Origin of the sequence: Kocuria sp. HSID17590 (assembly GCF_003989485.1) — a bacterium.
Classification (GTDB): Bacteria; Actinomycetota; Actinomycetes; order Actinomycetales; family Micrococcaceae; genus Kocuria; species Kocuria salsicia.
Genome location: NZ_RBMB01000027.1, coordinates 1 through 14,891 on the forward strand (window position 1 = coordinate 1; position 14,891 = coordinate 14,891).

General features: G+C 70.0%; 13 protein-coding genes. 4 read left to right on the forward strand and 9 right to left on the reverse strand.

The window, feature by feature from the left end:
- The 9 genes from D8M39_RS09695 to D8M39_RS09735 all read right to left on the reverse strand — a co-directional run.
- A partial coding sequence (locus D8M39_RS09695; RefSeq protein WP_371413778.1) for an adenosine deaminase occupies positions 1-661 on the reverse strand: 661 nt, incomplete at its 3' end.
- Between the two features lie 2 nt (positions 662-663).
- Positions 664-2,493: a hypothetical protein gene (locus tag D8M39_RS09700; protein WP_161971390.1), complete on the reverse strand. Its 1,830-nt coding sequence runs from the start codon at positions 2,491-2,493 to the stop codon at positions 664-666.
- A gap of 226 nt (positions 2,494-2,719) precedes the next feature.
- Positions 2,720-3,133 carry a cytidine deaminase gene (locus tag D8M39_RS09705; protein WP_055083513.1) on the reverse strand — a complete coding sequence of 138 codons (414 nt, stop codon included), beginning with the start codon at positions 3,131-3,133 and terminating at the stop codon, positions 2,720-2,722.
- Positions 3,134-3,174: 41 nt separating this feature from the next.
- Positions 3,175-4,497, reverse strand: coding sequence for an ABC transporter permease (locus tag D8M39_RS09710; RefSeq protein WP_126874915.1), 1,323 nt, complete (start codon positions 4,495-4,497; stop codon positions 3,175-3,177).
- Positions 4,494-5,711, reverse strand: coding sequence for an ABC transporter permease (locus tag D8M39_RS09715; protein WP_055083508.1), 1,218 nt, complete (start codon positions 5,709-5,711; stop codon positions 4,494-4,496). Before D8M39_RS09715 ends, D8M39_RS09710 begins: the two co-directional genes overlap by 4 nt.
- Positions 5,708-7,348: an ABC transporter ATP-binding protein gene (locus D8M39_RS09720; RefSeq protein WP_055083506.1), complete on the reverse strand. Its 1,641-nt coding sequence runs from the start codon at positions 7,346-7,348 to the stop codon at positions 5,708-5,710. Before D8M39_RS09720 ends, D8M39_RS09715 begins: the two co-directional genes overlap by 4 nt.
- A 27-nt stretch (positions 7,349-7,375) precedes the next feature.
- Complete coding sequence (locus D8M39_RS09725; protein ID WP_126874916.1) at positions 7,376-8,467, reverse strand: BMP family protein; 1,092 nt, start codon at positions 8,465-8,467, stop codon at positions 7,376-7,378.
- 120 nt (positions 8,468-8,587) lie between these two features.
- On the reverse strand, positions 8,588-9,856 hold the full coding sequence (locus D8M39_RS09730; protein ID WP_055083502.1) for an amidohydrolase: 1,269 nt from the start codon (positions 9,854-9,856) through the stop codon (positions 8,588-8,590).
- Positions 9,857-9,921: 65 nt separating this feature from the next.
- Entirely contained in the window at positions 9,922-11,037 is a 1,116-nt protein-coding gene (locus D8M39_RS09735) for a mannose-1-phosphate guanylyltransferase (RefSeq protein ID WP_055083500.1), read from the reverse strand.
- 337 nt (positions 11,038-11,374) lie between these two features.
- Here D8M39_RS09735 and sdhC point away from each other — a divergent pair, with 337 nt between their 5' ends.
- From sdhC to D8M39_RS09755, 4 genes are all read left to right on the forward strand, one after another.
- Positions 11,375-11,752, forward strand: a complete 378-nt coding sequence (gene sdhC / locus D8M39_RS09740; protein WP_083482375.1) for a succinate dehydrogenase, cytochrome b556 subunit — start codon at positions 11,375-11,377, stop codon at positions 11,750-11,752.
- Between the two features lie 4 nt (positions 11,753-11,756).
- The gene (locus D8M39_RS09745) at positions 11,757-12,242 is read left to right on the forward strand and encodes a succinate dehydrogenase hydrophobic membrane anchor subunit (protein WP_126874917.1); all 486 of its coding nucleotides are present in this window, start codon (positions 11,757-11,759) and stop codon (positions 12,240-12,242) included.
- A gap of 106 nt (positions 12,243-12,348) precedes the next feature.
- Positions 12,349-14,100 (forward strand): succinate dehydrogenase flavoprotein subunit, encoded by a 1,752-nt coding sequence (gene sdhA, locus D8M39_RS09750; protein ID WP_126874918.1) that lies wholly within the window; start codon positions 12,349-12,351, stop codon positions 14,098-14,100.
- Positions 14,100-14,882, forward strand: coding sequence for a succinate dehydrogenase iron-sulfur subunit (locus D8M39_RS09755; protein ID WP_126874919.1), 783 nt, complete (start codon positions 14,100-14,102; stop codon positions 14,880-14,882). The genes sdhA and D8M39_RS09755 overlap by 1 nt, the downstream gene beginning before the upstream one ends.
- The last annotated feature ends 9 nt before the right edge of the window (positions 14,883-14,891 follow it).

The following is a 14,891-nucleotide window of genomic DNA, read 5'->3' on the forward strand; positions in this document are numbered from 1 at the left end:
CGAAGGCGACCACCGCGCCGGGCTCCGGCTCCCCGGGAACCGGGCTGGGCGGCGTCGTCGGCCGGTCCTGGGGCCTCAGCTGCTCGGCCGCCGCTCCCGCTGCGCCGCCCGCGAGCGCGTCCCCACCGCGGACCCGCCGCACCACCAGCTCGGCGATCTCGGTGGAGCGCTCCAGGTGGCGCATGGCGCACAGGATCTGGACCACCGAGAGGTGGCCCCCGGCGGCGCGGACCTGCTCGATTCCCTCGGCCAGTCCCTGCTGGACGGCATCCACCGCGGCGTCGAGGGTGAGACCACCCGCCACGTGCTGCTCCGGCGCCCAGCGCACCTCCGCGTGGACGATTCCGTCCGCCACGCAGGTCTGCGTGTACTCGCGGGCCACACGTCGCAGGGCGTCCGCGGTCTGCATCACCGCCACCGTGTGCTCGAAGGTCTCCAGGTAGCGCACCAGACTGCCCGAGTTCGCACTGTCACGGAACCAGCGGCCCAGGGACTCGGCGTCGGAGGCGGGCAGCTCGTGACCCGCCTCGCGCGCGAGGTCGAGGACCGTTGCCGGGCGCACTCCCCCGTCCAGGTGGTCGTGCAGGCAGATGCGGGGACGTGGCCCGAGGGCCCCGCCCGCGGTGCGGACGGGGCCCTCGGGGGACTCTCGTGTGCTCATGCTCAGTAGTTCCAGTCCTGCAGCGCCTCGTTGACGTGCTGCGGGATGTTGGAGCCGGTGCGCGGGTACATCCGCAGCTCCTCCAGGTAGTTCTGGCCCGGCAGCCGCTGCTCGTAGCGCACGAACGCCTCCTCGTCCGAGTAGTCGAACGTGACCTCCGGGGGCAGCCCCGGACGGAAGCGGAACATCATGGCCAGCGGCGCACCGGAGCCCTCCACGTAGGAGTCGTCCTTGAGCTCCTGGACCTTCAGCAGGTCTTCGGGCACCAGGTCGAACGTGGGGCGCTGGTCCCAGAAGCCGTTGAGGCGCACGTGGGTCAGGGCGTCGTAGTAGGTGCCGAGCGCGCGCACGCGGATCAGCACGGTGGAGACCTCGCGGGCCGTGCCCTCCGAGCCGAAGAGGTGCCGCTGCGCCTCCGCGAGGCGGGCGAGCACGTCACCGGTGGTGAGGGTGAGGTTGCCCGGGGCCAGCGCGGACATGTCCACGCCCTGCTCCTGCGAGCCCCGGTAGGACGGGGACACGTCCGTGGCGGCCGCGAGCTGGGGCGCGCCTTCGGGGTCCTCGTCCGCGTCGGTCGCAGCACCCGGGACCAGCGGGTCGCTCGTCTCGGTGCCGAACGCCGACTCGTCCACGTGGGCGGGCAGGTCCTCGGAACCGGTCGCGGGGCTCTCCTCCGGAGCGGCCGTGGCCGCGGCCGGGAGCTCCTGCTCGTCCAGTGCCACGCCCCGCTCGGAGACGTTCTGTTCGGGGAGGTCCTGGCCGGAGAGGTTCTGCTCGGTGAGCTCCTCCCCCTCGGCGCTGGTCAGCGTCTGGGCGGTCCCGTCCGTGACCACCTCGTCCTGGGCGTCCTCGACGGGAGCGGTGAACGGGTCCTCGTCCGCCACGCCGGTCCCGGGCGCCACGTCCTCGGCGTCCCGGCCGTCCTGGGCGTCGAGGCCTTCGGCGCGGGCGGTGTCCGTGGTCGCGGCGTCCTCGGCCAGGGAGTCCCCTGCCGTGGTCTCCTGCGCGGCTGGGGCGTCCGTGACCAGCGGTGCCGGGTGCTCGCCGGCCGCCACGACGTCGCCGTCCTCGGCGGGCTGGGCCACACCGTTGTCGACCACGCGCACGGCGTCGTCCTGGCCGCCGAGCTCGGTCTCGCCCTGCGTCGCGGAACCGGCGCCGCCGGCACGGTCCGTGGATGCGACGTCGTGCCGGGCGTCCTCGGGGAGGCCGTCGGTGGAGTCCTCGGCGCCGCCGCCCCGGGAGGCCTGGTCTGCCGCGGCACCGTGCGCGGCTGCGGCCGCGCCGACGCCCGTGACTGCACCGTGGCCGACGGCACCGTGGCTGTAGTGCTCCACGCGGGACTCGCCGTTGGGGAAGTCGTAGGACACGGTGATCTCACGCCGCCCCTCGTGCGGGGCGGCCGCGGCGATGTCCAGCTGGCGCCACGGGCCCACGGGGGTGCTCATGGCCTGGGTGTAGAGGTCCGCGACGTCGTCGAACAGCGGGGAACCCTGGTCCACCGTGCCGTTCTCCACCTCGTCCTGCGCCTCGCCCACGGCCTGCCGCGTCTGGTGCGTCATGATGTTGCCGGACTGCACGAGCGTGAGCCGCGCACGGTCCGCGCCGCGGGAGAGCAGCAGCTCCACGAGGTTGTGCAGCGCACCGCTCTCGGGCAGGGGCGCCGCCTGGGTCTCGGGCCGACGCCGGGCGCTCTCCTGGTGCGCGGACGCCTCGGCTGCGTTCGGCTGCGCAGGGCGCTCCGCCGCGGGAGCGTCAGGCCGCGGGCCGGGCGACGGCTGCGGCGCCGGGCTGGTGTTCTTGTTGCTGCGGAACAAATCTCTCAAACCCACGTGATCGTTTCCCTTCAGAGCCTGGCGTGGTTTCTCGTCCAAAGTATATGCGGGGCGTCCCTGGCGGAGCCTGGACCCGTGACGTCGGGAGTCCCCGCGCGCACCGCCGTGACCTGCGCCGAAGCCCCGTCTGCCGCGTCCCCGCGTCCATCCTGCTCGCGCAGCCCTGAGCTCATGGCCCGAGGAGACGGGCGGGGCAGGGGACGGTGCCGGTCCGGCAGGAATCTCAGAGGTTCTGCGGCCCGAACGCGTCCGGCAGCACCTCGTCCATGGAGCGGACACCGCTGACGGTGAGCAGCTGCATGTCCTGGGCGCGGTGCTCGTAGAGCAGCTGGCGGCAGCGCCCGCACGGCATCAGGACGTCACCGTTGCCGTCCACGCACACGAACGCCACGAGGGACCCGCCCCCGGACATGTGCAGCGCGCTCACCAGCGAGCACTCGGCGCACAGGGTCACGCCGTAGGAGGCGTTCTCGATGTTGGCCCCGGTCACCACCCGCCCGTCGGAGACGAGCGCTGCCGCCCCCACGGGGAAGTTCGAGTAGGGCGAGTAGGAGTGGGCGAGGGCCTCCGTGGCCGCTCGCTGCAGCTCCTGCCACGTGGTCTCATCCACGGGGGCGTGGGTGTGTGCGTCCTGCATGGGTGCTCCTGTCTCCTGGCCGCCCCAGGCGGGCGGCGTCGTCATTCCTTGGTGTAGGGCTCCCCGGAGGCCGCGGGACCGCGCGAGCGGCCCACGAGCCCGGCCACGGCGAGGATCGTGACCACGTACGGCAGCATGGCCAGGAACTGGCTGGGGACCGGCGTCCCGAGGAACGAGAGCATGGACTCGAGGTTGGACGCGAAGCCGAACAGCAGGGAGGCCAGCAGCGCACCCACGGGGTTCCAGCGCCCAAAAATCAGTGCCGCCAGGGCGATGTACCCCGCACCGGCGGTCATGTCCCGGGTGAACGCCGAGACCGAGACGAGCGTGTAGAACGCGCCGCCGATGCCTGCCACCGCGCCGCCCAGCAGCACGTTGCGCACGCGCAGCGCGTTGACGGACACGCCCAGGGTGTCCGCGGCCTTGGGGTGCTCCCCCACGGCGCGGGTGCGCAGCCCCCAGCGGGTGCGGTAGAGCGCAAACCACACCACGGCCACCGCGAGGTACATGAGGTAGCCGATCACCGACTGGTCAAAGAGCACCGGGCCGATCACGGGGATCTCTGCGAGCAGCGGGATCCGCACGAGTGGCAGCCGCTCGGGAGCGTTGAACACCGCGGCGTTGGGCTCCAGCACGGTGGCGAAAAGGAAGCCGGTCAAGCCCGAGACCAGCACGTTGAGCACCACGCCCACGATCACCTGGTTCACCCGGAAGCGGATCGCGAACAGTGCCAGCACGGCGGAGACCAGCACGGAGCCGAGCACCGCCGCGAGCAGGCCCACCCACGCGCTCCCGGCCAGGGTGCCCGCAACCGCCGCGGCGAACGCGCCGAACAGCAGCTGCGCCTCGATTGCGATGTTCACCACGCCGGAGCGCTCGCACAGCAGCCCGCCCAGGGACCCGAAGACCAGCGGGGTGGCGAGTGCCACCGAACCGGCGAGCAGCGCGGTCACCGAGAGGCTGGGGGTGCGCGCGGTGGCCACGACCCACACGAGGAAGCCGGTCACGAACAGGAACCCTGCCAGCACGGCAGCCCAGCGTGGCAGTTTCCGGGCCCGGACGGCGGCCCAGACCGCGAGCGCCGCGAGCGCGACGGCCACGAACCATCCCCAGGGCGCGGAGGGCACGGTGAGGTCGGGCAGCCGGACGGCGTCGTCGTCCTCGGAGAGGCGGAACTGCACCGCCTGCCCGGAGGCGCCCAGTGCGAAGACCAGCAGGGCGAGGAGAGCGAGGACGCCCAGGCCGAGAGCGGGCCGCAGGGTCCGCACGCCCACGGCGCGGTTGGCCGCGGACGTGGCGAGCTCGGTCTCGGGAACGGACCCCTGGCCCTGGGCTCCAGGAGCCGGGGTGGTGGCGGTGCTCACGCGGCGACCTCCTGGGTGCGGCGACGGCGGGTGGCGAGCGTGAGCAGCGGCGGCAGTGCCACGAACAGCACGATGAGGGACTGCACGACGAGCACGATGTCGATGTTCGTGCCCGTCATCGACTGCATGGTCACGCCTCCGGCGCGGAACGCCCCGTAGAGGATGCCTGCGAAGAACGTGCCCCACGGCGTGGAGCGTCCGAGCAGCGCCACGGTGATGGCGTCGAAGCCGAAGGACGCCGCGACCCCGGAGGTCAGCGAGTGCTCGGTCCCGGAGATCTGGGCCGTGCCCGCGAGTCCGGCGAGCATTCCGGCGAGCAGCATCACGACGACGAAGCCGCGCGTCACCGAGATCCCCGCGGTCCGCGCGGCGCGCGGGTTGGCTCCTACCGCGCGCAGCTCAAAACCCACCGTGGAGCGGTTGAGCAGCCATGCGACGGCCACCGTGGCGAGCACGGCCACCACGAAGCCCCAGTGCAGCCGAAAGTGCTCCCCCAGCAGCTTGGGGAACATCGCATTCTCGTCGACGGCCGGGCTGATGGGGTTCGAGGAGCCCTCGCGCTGGAAGCCCGGCAGCGTGAGCAGCCACGCGACCAGGTTCAGTGCCACGTAGTTGAGCATGATGGTGAGGATGACCTCGTGCGCGCCGGTCCTGGCCTTGAGGAGGCCGACGATGCCTCCCCACACCGCGCCGCCCAGCGCGCCCGCAGCGAGCACGGCCAGCAGGTGCACGCCGGCGGGCAGGTGCCACGAGAACCCGACCCAGGCCGCGAGGGTGGCCCCCACGAGGATCTGTCCCTGGGCACCGATGTTGAACAGCCCCGCCCGGAACGCGAGTGCCACGCCCAGGCCCGCAAGGATCAGGGGTGTGGCCACGGTCAGGGTCTCGGTGAGGGGGTAGAGCTTTCCCGAGAGTCCCGCGCCGGACGGGTTGTAGACGGCCCCGTGGAACATCGCCACGTACGCGCTGGACGCCGCTCGCCACATCGCGGCGAACGTGTCCCCCGGGCGGGCAAAGAAGTACCCGGCGGTGTGGCGGACCTTCTCGTCCGTGACGGCGACCAGCAGCCCGCCCAGCAGCAGGGCGGTGACCACGGCGAGCACGGACTGCACCGTGGAGCCCAGCAGCGTCCTGCGCTGCCCGTCCGCGGAGAGCTCGGTAGGTGGTGGCGCGGAGACCTGCTCCGTGGGTGCCGGTGCGGTGGAGGCGCTCATGCGGTGGGGTTCCCCTCGGGTCGGTCGGTCGCCGCGGATCTGGGTCGCGCGGCGTCGGCACTGCGGACAACCGCGCCGTTGTCCTGCTCGCTCGGCGAGGGCTGCTGCGAGTAATCCCATGGCACGGGCGGCACCACCGCCACCGCGGGCTCGCCCGCCATCATCCGGCCCAGTGCCTCGCGCGGGGTGTCCGGGCCCACGATGCCCATGAGACGGCCGTGGAAGAGGACGGCGATCCGGTCTGCGAGGGCGTAGACCTCGTCCAGCTCGGTGGACACGATCAGCACGGCGGTGCCGGTGTCGCGCTCGGCCACGATCCGGCGGTGGATGAACTCGATCGAACCCACGTCCACGCCACGGGTGGGCTGGGAGGCCACGAACAGACTGAGCGGGCGCCCGAGCTCGCGGGCGATGACCACCTTCTGCTGGTTGCCCCCGGACAGCGTGGCCACTGCGGAGTCAACCGAGCCGGTGCGGATGTCGTACTCGGCCACCTGTGCGCCGGCGTGATCCGTGATCGCTCCGAGACGCAGGGACGGACCCCGGGAGAACTCCCGGTCCCGGTACCTGTCGAGCACGAGGTTCTCGGCCACGGAGAAGGTCCCCACGAGACCGTCCGTGGACCGGTCCTCCGGCACGAAGCCCACGCCGAACCCGAGCACCTCCCGTGTGCCGAGCCCCACGAGCTCCCTTCCCTCCAGCCGCGCTGAACCGCTCACCCGCTCCTCGAGACCCACGAGCGCCTGCGTCAGCTCGGTCTGCCCGTTGCCCTGCACGCCGGCCACCGCCAGGATCTCGCCGGGTGCTACGTCGAGGTCCACACCGTCCAGCAGCACGACGCCGTTGTCCCCCACCACGGTGAGGCCGCGCACCTCCAGTGCGGCGCCGCCGCCCCGGGCGGGCTTCTTGGCCACGGTCAGGCTGACGTCCCGGCCCACCATCAGGGCGGCGAGCTCGTCCGTGGAGGTCTCCGGGCCCACCTGCGCGACCACGCGGCCGCGACGGATCACGGTGATCACGTCCGAGACGGCGCGCACCTCCCGCAGCTTGTGGGAGATGAAGACGATCGAGGTGCCGCTCTCCCGCAGCTGGCGCATGATCTCGAGCAGCTCGTCCGTCTCGCGCGGGGTCAGCACGGCGGTGGGCTCGTCCAGGATCAGCACCTCGGCGTCGCGCACCAGCGCTTTGATGATCTCCACGCGTTGCTGGACACCCACCGGCAAGTCCTCCACCACGGCATCGGGGTCCACCGCGAAGCCGTAGCGCTCGGAGATCTCCCGGATCCTGGCCCGTGTGCTCTCCAGGTCCAGGGACGCCCCGCGGGTGCTCTCGTGGCCCAGCGCCACGTTCTCGGCCACGGTGAACACCGGGACCAGCATGAAGTGCTGGTGCACCATGCCGATCCCAGCCGCCATGGCATCCCCGGGGCCGCTGAAGCGGACGGGTTCGCCGTCGATCTCGACGGCCCCGGACGTGGGCTCGTACAGCCCGTAGAGGACGTTCATGAGGGTGGACTTGCCCGCGCCGTTCTCACCGAGAAGGCAGTGGATCTGGTGGGGTTCCACCGTGAGGCTCACCCGGTCGTTGGCGGTGAAGTCACCGAACTTCTTGGTGACCTCGTTCAGTGTCAGCTGCACGTGTCGGCTCCTGCCGGGAGTGATCGGTCAGGACTTCGGCGCGCTCTTGGACTCGACCGTGACCTTGCCGTCGATGACGTCCTGCTTCAGCTGCTGGACCTGCTTGTCGAGGTCCTCGCCCACCGCGTCCTCCTGGTCGTGGTAGGGAGCCAGGCCCACGCCGCCGTTCTCCAGCGTGCCCACGTACTGGGTGTGGTCAAAGGTGCCGTCCGCCGCCTGCGTCACGACCTCCTCCACAGACTTCGACATCTCCTTGAGCACCGAAGTCAGCACGTACTCCTTGCCGGAATCCAGGGACTCGTAGCCGTCGGTGTCCGGCCAGATCAGGCGCACCTCGTCGCCGCCCTTGTTCGCCTCGGACACCGCGTCCACCGTTCCCTGCGCAGCCTGTCCGGCCACGGGCAGCACCACGTCCGCGCCGTCCCCGATGAGGTTCTGAGTGACGGTCTTCGCCTTGGACGAGTCCTGGAAGGAGCTCAGGAACGTGCCGTTCTGCGAGTCCTTGTTCCAGCCCAGGACCTTGACGTCCTTCTTGTTCTTCTCGTTGTAGTACTTCACGCCGTCCGCGAAGCCGTCCATGAACACAGTCACGGTGGGGATGTCCATGCCCCCGTACGTGGCCACCTTGCCGGTCTGCGTGGTCCCCGCGGCCAGGTACCCGGCCAGGAACGCGGCCTCGGCGGAGTTGTAGACGATGGGCTTGACGTTGTCCGCCGTGATCGAGTTGTCGTCCACGATTGCGAAGTGCTTGTCCGGGTTCGCGGCGGCAACCTTCTTGGTGGTGTCCGCGAGCAGGAAGCCCACGGAGACCGTCAGGTTGCAGCCCTGCTGCGTCATGGAGGTGAGATTGGGCTCGAACTCCGTCTCGGACTGGGACTCCGCCTGGCTGACCTGGATTCCCTTGTGCTCCTCAGCTGCCTTGAGGCCCTCGTAGGAGCTCTGGTTGAAGGAGCGGTCCTGGAACCCGCCGTCGTCGGAGACGATGCAGCCCTTGAAGTCGGAGGCCTGCTGGCTGGACCCACCCGAGCTGTCCGGGGCGGAGCCGCAGCCGGCGAGGACCAGGCCGGTGACCCCGGCCAGTCCGAGCGCGCCGAGAGCGCGGAAACGTCGAGTGGTCATGGGGGTCCTCCGGTTGGTGGGGCTGGGGGACGCCGTGCGCTCGCGGGGCGGCGCAGGCGGCTCGTGAGTCTGCTCAGTGTAGCCCCGGAGAACCCCGTGAATGCCCTCACCCCGGGCGTGTCAAACCTCTGCGCCCTCCGTGCCCTCCGGCGGCAGTGTCGCATCCGCGAGTTCGCGCACCCTCAGGCGCAGGGCCCGCAGCGCGGTGGAGGCCATGACCTGGACGCCGCAGCGGATGGCCTCCTCCTGGGGGGCGTAGTCGGACTGGTGCAGGTCGAAGGTGCGCCCACCCGGCTCGCGCGTGCCCAGGCGCATCATGGCGCCCGGCACGTGCTGCAGGAACCAGGCGAAGTCCTCCCCGCCCATGGACTGCTCGACCAGCAGGATGCTCTCCTCCCCCAGCTCGGCGCGGGCCGAGATCTCCAGCAGGGTGGTCTCGGTCTCCCCGTTGACCACCGGTGGGACGCCACGGATGTGCTCGAGGTCCACGTTCACCCCGTAGGGCGCGGCCACCTGTCCCACGACCTCGTCCAGCATCTTGCCCGCCCGGTACCACGCGTCCGCGTCCAGGCAGCGCATGGTCCCGGCCATGAAGCCGCTCATGGGGATCGCGTTGGGCGCCACGCCGGCGTGGATCTGCCCCCACACCACCGCCACCCCGGAGCGCACGTCCACACGGCGCGAGAGGACGGCCGGCACGTCGATCGCGATCTGGCTCATCGCGTAGACGAGGTCTTCGGTCAGGTGCGGGCGGGAGGTGTGCCCGCCGCGCCCGGAGAGCTCGATCCGGATGGTGTCGGAGGCCGAGGTAATGGCGCCGATCCGGGTGCCCACGCTGCCCACGTCCACCTTGGGCTCGCAGTGCAGCGCGAACATCCGCGGCACCCCGGCCAGCACGTTCTGCTTGATGATGCTCAGCGCACCGCCGGGCAGCTTCTCCTCCGCGGGCTGGAAGACCACGCGGACGGTGCCGGCGAACGGCGAGGAGCGGTGCAGGTCCGCGAGCACACGGGCGACGCCGAGCATCACCGTGGTGTGGATGTCGTGGCCGCACGCGTGCATCACGCCCTCGTTGATCGAGGCGTAGTCCAGCCCCGTCTCCTCGAGGATGGGCAGGGCGTCGATGTCCGCCCGCAGCCCCACCATGACCGGACCACGGCCGATGTCCACGTAGCACCCCGTGCGCTCGAAGCGCACAGGGCGCAGCCCCGAGGCCTCCAGCGCGTGGACGATCCGCTCCGTGGTGCGGTACTCCTCGTAGGACAGCTCCGGGTGCCGGTGGATGTCGCGGCGGAAGCGGACCAGGTCCGGGAAGTAGTGCGAGAGCAAGGGTCCGATGGCGGGAGGCTGGCCGATGTCGTCGGCGTTCGGCAGTGGCAGATCCAACATGGCTCTCAGGTTACCGCCGGGGCTCTACCGCACGCGCCGCCACGCCCCGCGCCGTGGGGAACGGGTCACAGGACGTCCGTGTCCCCGTTGCGCTTGAGGGAGTCCACCGCGTTCTTCACGCGCTGGGCGTGCTCAGCCGTGGTGACCAGCAGGGCGTCGGGGGTGTCCACGACCACGATGTCGTCCACCCCGATCAGCGCGATCAGCCGGGCGGTGTCCGAGACGACGATGCCGGAGGACTCGTCCGCGAGCACTCGCTTGTTGCTGCCCAGGATCGAGACCTGGGAGTCCGTCTGCGGGTCCACCTTGTTCAGCCGGTTGATCGCCGCGAAGTCCCCCACGTCCTCCCACGTGAAGTCGCCGGGGACCATGGCCACGTCCCCGGCCGCCGCGGCGGGCTCGGCCACCGCGTAGTCGATCGCGGTCTTGGTGAGGGTGGGCCACACCTCGTCCACGACGGCGTCGCGCTCGGTGGTCTCCCACGCGTCCGCTATCCGGTCCAGGCCCTTCGCGAGCTCCGGCTCGCTGCGCCGCAGGTAGTCCAGCATCAGTCCCACGGGCGCGACGAACATCCCCGCGTTCCACGTGTAGCGCCCGCTGGCCACGTACTGCCGGGCGGTCTCCTCGTCCGGCTTCTCCACGAACTGCTCGACCGTGAGCGCGTGGGGGGCCTGCTCGAGGCCCAGGGAGCGCCCCGCCTTGATGTAGCCGAACCCGGTGGCAGGGGACGACGGCGTGATGCCGATCGTCACGATCCGCCCCGTGTCCGCGGCCTGGATGGCCTCGCGCACCACGTCCTGGAAGGCCTGCGCGGGCTCCACCACGTGGTCCGCGGCGAACGAGCCGATGATCGCGGTGGGGTCCCGCCGCTCGATGAGCGTGCACGCCAGGCCGATCGCCGCGGCGGAGTCCTTGGGGGAGGGCTCGAGCACGAGGTCGGTGGCGGAGAGCTCCGGGAGCTGCTCCTGCACCGCCCCCGCGTGCGAGCGTCCGGTGACCACCATCAGCGGGCCGGCGGACAGGCCCTCGAGCCGGTCGTAGGTGGCGCGCAGCAGCGACGAGCCGGAACCGGTGAGGTCCAGCAGGAACTTGGGCGCGTCCGCTCGGGAGAGCGGCCACAGCCGAGAGCCCACCCCGCCCGCGGGGATGAACGGATGGAATCGTTGCAATGGCGAAGTCACGACCGACAGTGTACGGGCCGCCCCCTCAGCAGCACCGGAACCCGGCTGTGTGACGCCCCGGGAGGGTGGCCCGGCAGCCAGTCGCGGGAACCCCTGCTCGATCCCGATTCGGACACGTCCGAGTGCCGTAATTCCCCGTCACGGCGCGGGTCACGCTTGCAGACACGTTGTCAGTCACCGTGCGCGGGGCTGGTATCTTTGCTGAGAACTACCGCATCATCCATGACAGAGCCAGCCAGGGCTCCGCCGTCGCCGTGCACGAGCGCGAGCGCGAGAACGCTGCCGCTTCCACCACTTTCAGTGCGCACGACGACGAGCGACACAGGGAGGACATTCCGTGGCGAACTCATCCAGGGGCACCCTTTACCGCGGCCAGTACGGCATGTGGTCCTGGGTTGCCCACCGAATCACCGGCGTGGCCATCTTCTTCTTCTTGTTGGTCCACGTCCTCGACACCGCCCTCGTGCGTGTCTCCCCCGAGGCCTACAACGCAGTGATGGCCACGTACAAGAACCCCGTAATGGGTCTGGGCGAGGCGGGCCTTGTGGCCGCCATCGTGTACCACGCCTTCAACGGCCTGCGCATCATCCTGATCGACTTCTGGAAGGGCGGGACCAAGAACCAGAAGGGCCTGCTCTGGGGCGTCATCGCCCTGTGGGTCATCGTGATGATCCCGTTCCTTATCCGTCACCTGTCGCACGTTTTCGGGGGTTGATACCGTGAGCACTCCTCTCAAGACCAAGATCCAGGTCCCTCGCAGCCGGGACCTCGAGGTCGACGGCGTGAAGTACAACCGCGCCAGCTCCTCCCGCAGCAGCTTTGAGATGTTCGCATGGCTGTTCATGCGCATGTCCGGCGTCGTGCTCGTCGTCCTCGTCTTCGGCCACCTCTTTGTCAACCTCATGGTCGGCGAGGGCGTCCACGCCATCGACTTCGGCTTCGTGGGCGGCAAGTGGGCCAACCCGTTCTGGCAGGTGTGGGACCTCCTGCTGCTGTGGCTCGCCATGCTGCACGGCACCAACGGCATCCGCACGATCATCGACGACTACGCCGGGCGCAGCACCACGCGCTTCTGGCTCAAGGTGCTGCTCTTCGTGGCCTCCGCGTTCGTGATCCTTCTGGGCACCATGGTGATCTTCACCTTCGAGCCGTGCCCCGCCGGTGCGAACCCGTCCCTGCTGGCCTCCTTCTGCCCCGCACAGTGACCCGGTGACCGGTGGCGCCCCTCGCGGGGCCACCGGTCACGGTCGTCCCGGCCCGGTGCCGGGCCCCGCACTTCTCACCCTCACCCACGTAGAAAGAACATCTGGTATGCAGGTTCACAAGTACGATGTGGTAATCGTCGGCGCCGGTGGCGCCGGCATGCGTGCCGCCATTGAGTCCGGTCAGCGAGCGCGCACTGCCGTGCTAACCAAGCTCTACCCCACCCGTTCCCACACGGGTGCCGCTCAGGGCGGCATGTGCGCCGCCCTCGCCAACGTCGAGGAAGACAACTGGGAGTGGCACACGTTCGACACCGTCAAGGGTGGCGACTACCTGGTGGACCAGGACGCCGCGGAGGTCATGGCCAAGGAAGCCATCGACGCGGTGCTGGACCTGGAGCACATGGGACTGCCCTTCAACCGTACCCCCGAGGGCAAGATCGACCAGCGCCGTTTCGGCGGGCACACCCGTGACCACGGCAAGTCCCCGGTGCGCCGCGCCTGCTACGCCGCGGACCGCACGGGCCACATGATCCTGCAGACCCTGTACCAGACGTGCATCAAGCACAACGTGGAGTTCTACAACGAGTTCTACGTCCTGGACCTGATCATGGTGGACACCCCGGAGGGCCGCCGCCCCGCAGGCGTGGTCTCCTACGAACTCGCGACCGGCGAGCTGCACGTGTTCCAGGCCAAGTCCGTGGTCTTCGCCTCCGGCGGTGCCGGCAAGGTCTTCAAGACCACCTCCAATGCCCACACCCTCACGGGTGACGGCATGGCGATCGCGTTCCGCAACGGCCTGCCGCTGGAAGACATGGAGTTCGTGCAGTTCCACCCCACGGGCCTCGCTGGGCTCGGCATCCTCGTCTCCGAGGCGGCCCGCGGTGAGGGCGGCATCCTGCGCAACGCGGACGGCGAGCGCTTCATGGAGCGCTACGCCCCGACCATCAAGGATCTCGCCCCCCGGGACATCGTGGCGCGCTCCATGGCCAACGAGGTGCGCGAGGGCCGCGGCTGCGGCCCCAACAAGGACTACGTGCTGCTGGACCTCACGCACCTGGAGCCGGCGCACATCGACGCCAAGCTGCCGGACATCACGGAGTTCGCCCGCACCTACCTGGGCGTGGAGCCCTACACGGAGCCCGTCCCCGTGTTCCCGACCGCCCACTACTGCATGGGCGGGATCCCCACGGACATCAAGGGCGAGGTCTTCCAGGACTCCGAGACCACCGTTCCGGGCCTGTACGCGGCTGGTGAGGTGGCCTGCGTGTCTGTGCACGGCTCCAACCGCCTGGGCACCAACTCCCTGTTGGACATCAACGTGTTCGGCAAGCGCGCCGGCACCTTCGCTGCCGAGTACGCCCGCGATGCCGAGTTCCTGCCCGTCCCGGACGACGCCACCAAGCGCACCGAGGCGCTGCTCGACAACGCGCGCAGCCCGCACGGCAACGAGAAGGTGGCCGCGATCCGCAAGGACCTGCAGGACACCATGGACCTCAACATGCAGGTGTTCCGCACCGCGGAGACCATCCAGAAGGCCCTGGACGACATCGCGGCCCTCGAGGAGCGCTACGCCAGCATCTCGATCCAGGACCAGGGCAAGCGCTTCAACCTGGACCTGCTCGAGGCCGTGGAGCTGGGCTTCCTGCTCGAGCTCGCCAAGGTGATGTCCGTGGCGGCCCTGCACCGTGACGAGTCCCGCGGCGGCCACTTCCGCGAGGACTTCCCGAACCGGGACGACGAGAACTTCATGGTCCACTCGATGGTCTACGAGGACCCCTCCTCCCCCACCGCGGGGATCCGGCAGGAGACCAAGCCGGTGATCATGACCCGCTACGAGCCGATGGAGCGTAAGTACTGATGTCCACTGCAGTCACCGAGAACCAGAACAAGGACGCTCAGCAGCCCGCTGCCGAGGGCGAAGAGGCCATCCCCACGTACGACATCGTGCTCAAGGTGCGCCGCTACAACCCCGAGTTCGACTCCGAGGCGCACTGGGACGAGTGGCCACTGACCATGTACGGCACGGACCGTGTGCTGGACGCCCTGCACAAGGTCAAGTGGGAGCTGGACGGCTCGCTGTCCTTCCGCCGCTCGTGCGCGCACGGCGTGTGCGGTTCGGACGCCATGCGCATCAACGGCCGCAACCGTCTCGCGTGCAAGACCCTGCTCAAGGACCTGGACCTGTCCAAGCCCATCACGGTGGAGCCCATCAAGGGCCTGCCGTGCGAGAAGGACCTGATCGTGGACATGGAGCCGTTCTTCCAGTCCTACCGCGAGATCATGCCCTTCCTGGTGAACGAGGACCACACTCCCACTGGGGAGCGGTACCAGTCCCAGGAGGACCGTGCGCGCTTCGACGACACCACCAAGTGCATCCTGTGCGCGGCGTGCACGTCCTCGTGCCCCGTGTTCTGGACGGACGGCCAGTACTTCGGCCCCGCCGCGATTGTGAACGCGCACCGGTTCATCTTCGACTCGCGTGACCAGGCGGGTGACATGCGCCTGGAGATCCTCAACGACAAGGAGGGTGTGTGGCGCTGCCGCACCACCTTCAACTGCACCGAGGCCTGCCCCCGCGGCATCCAGGTGACCAAGGCCATCGCCGAGGTCAAGAAGGCGGTCTTCGCCTCCGCCCTGTGACGCCCCGCA

Excerpts from the sequence above, each read along its gene's own strand:
- D8M39_RS09715 (WP_055083508.1), bottom strand. The coding sequence starts at position 5,711 with ATGAGCGCCTCCACCGCACCGGCACCCACGGAGCAGGTCTCCGCGCCA.
- D8M39_RS09730 (WP_055083502.1), bottom strand. The coding sequence starts at position 9,856 with ATGTTGGATCTGCCACTGCCGAACGCCGACGACATCGGCCAGCCTCCC.
- D8M39_RS09755 (WP_126874919.1), top strand. The coding sequence starts at position 14,100 with ATGTCCACTGCAGTCACCGAGAACCAGAACAAGGACGCTCAGCAGCCC.
- sdhA (WP_126874918.1), top strand. The coding sequence starts at position 12,349 with ATGCAGGTTCACAAGTACGATGTGGTAATCGTCGGCGCCGGTGGCGCC.
- D8M39_RS09705 (WP_055083513.1), bottom strand. The coding sequence starts at position 3,133 with ATGCAGGACGCACACACCCACGCCCCCGTGGATGAGACCACGTGGCAG.
- D8M39_RS09725 (WP_126874916.1), bottom strand. The coding sequence starts at position 8,467 with ATGACCACTCGACGTTTCCGCGCTCTCGGCGCGCTCGGACTGGCCGGG.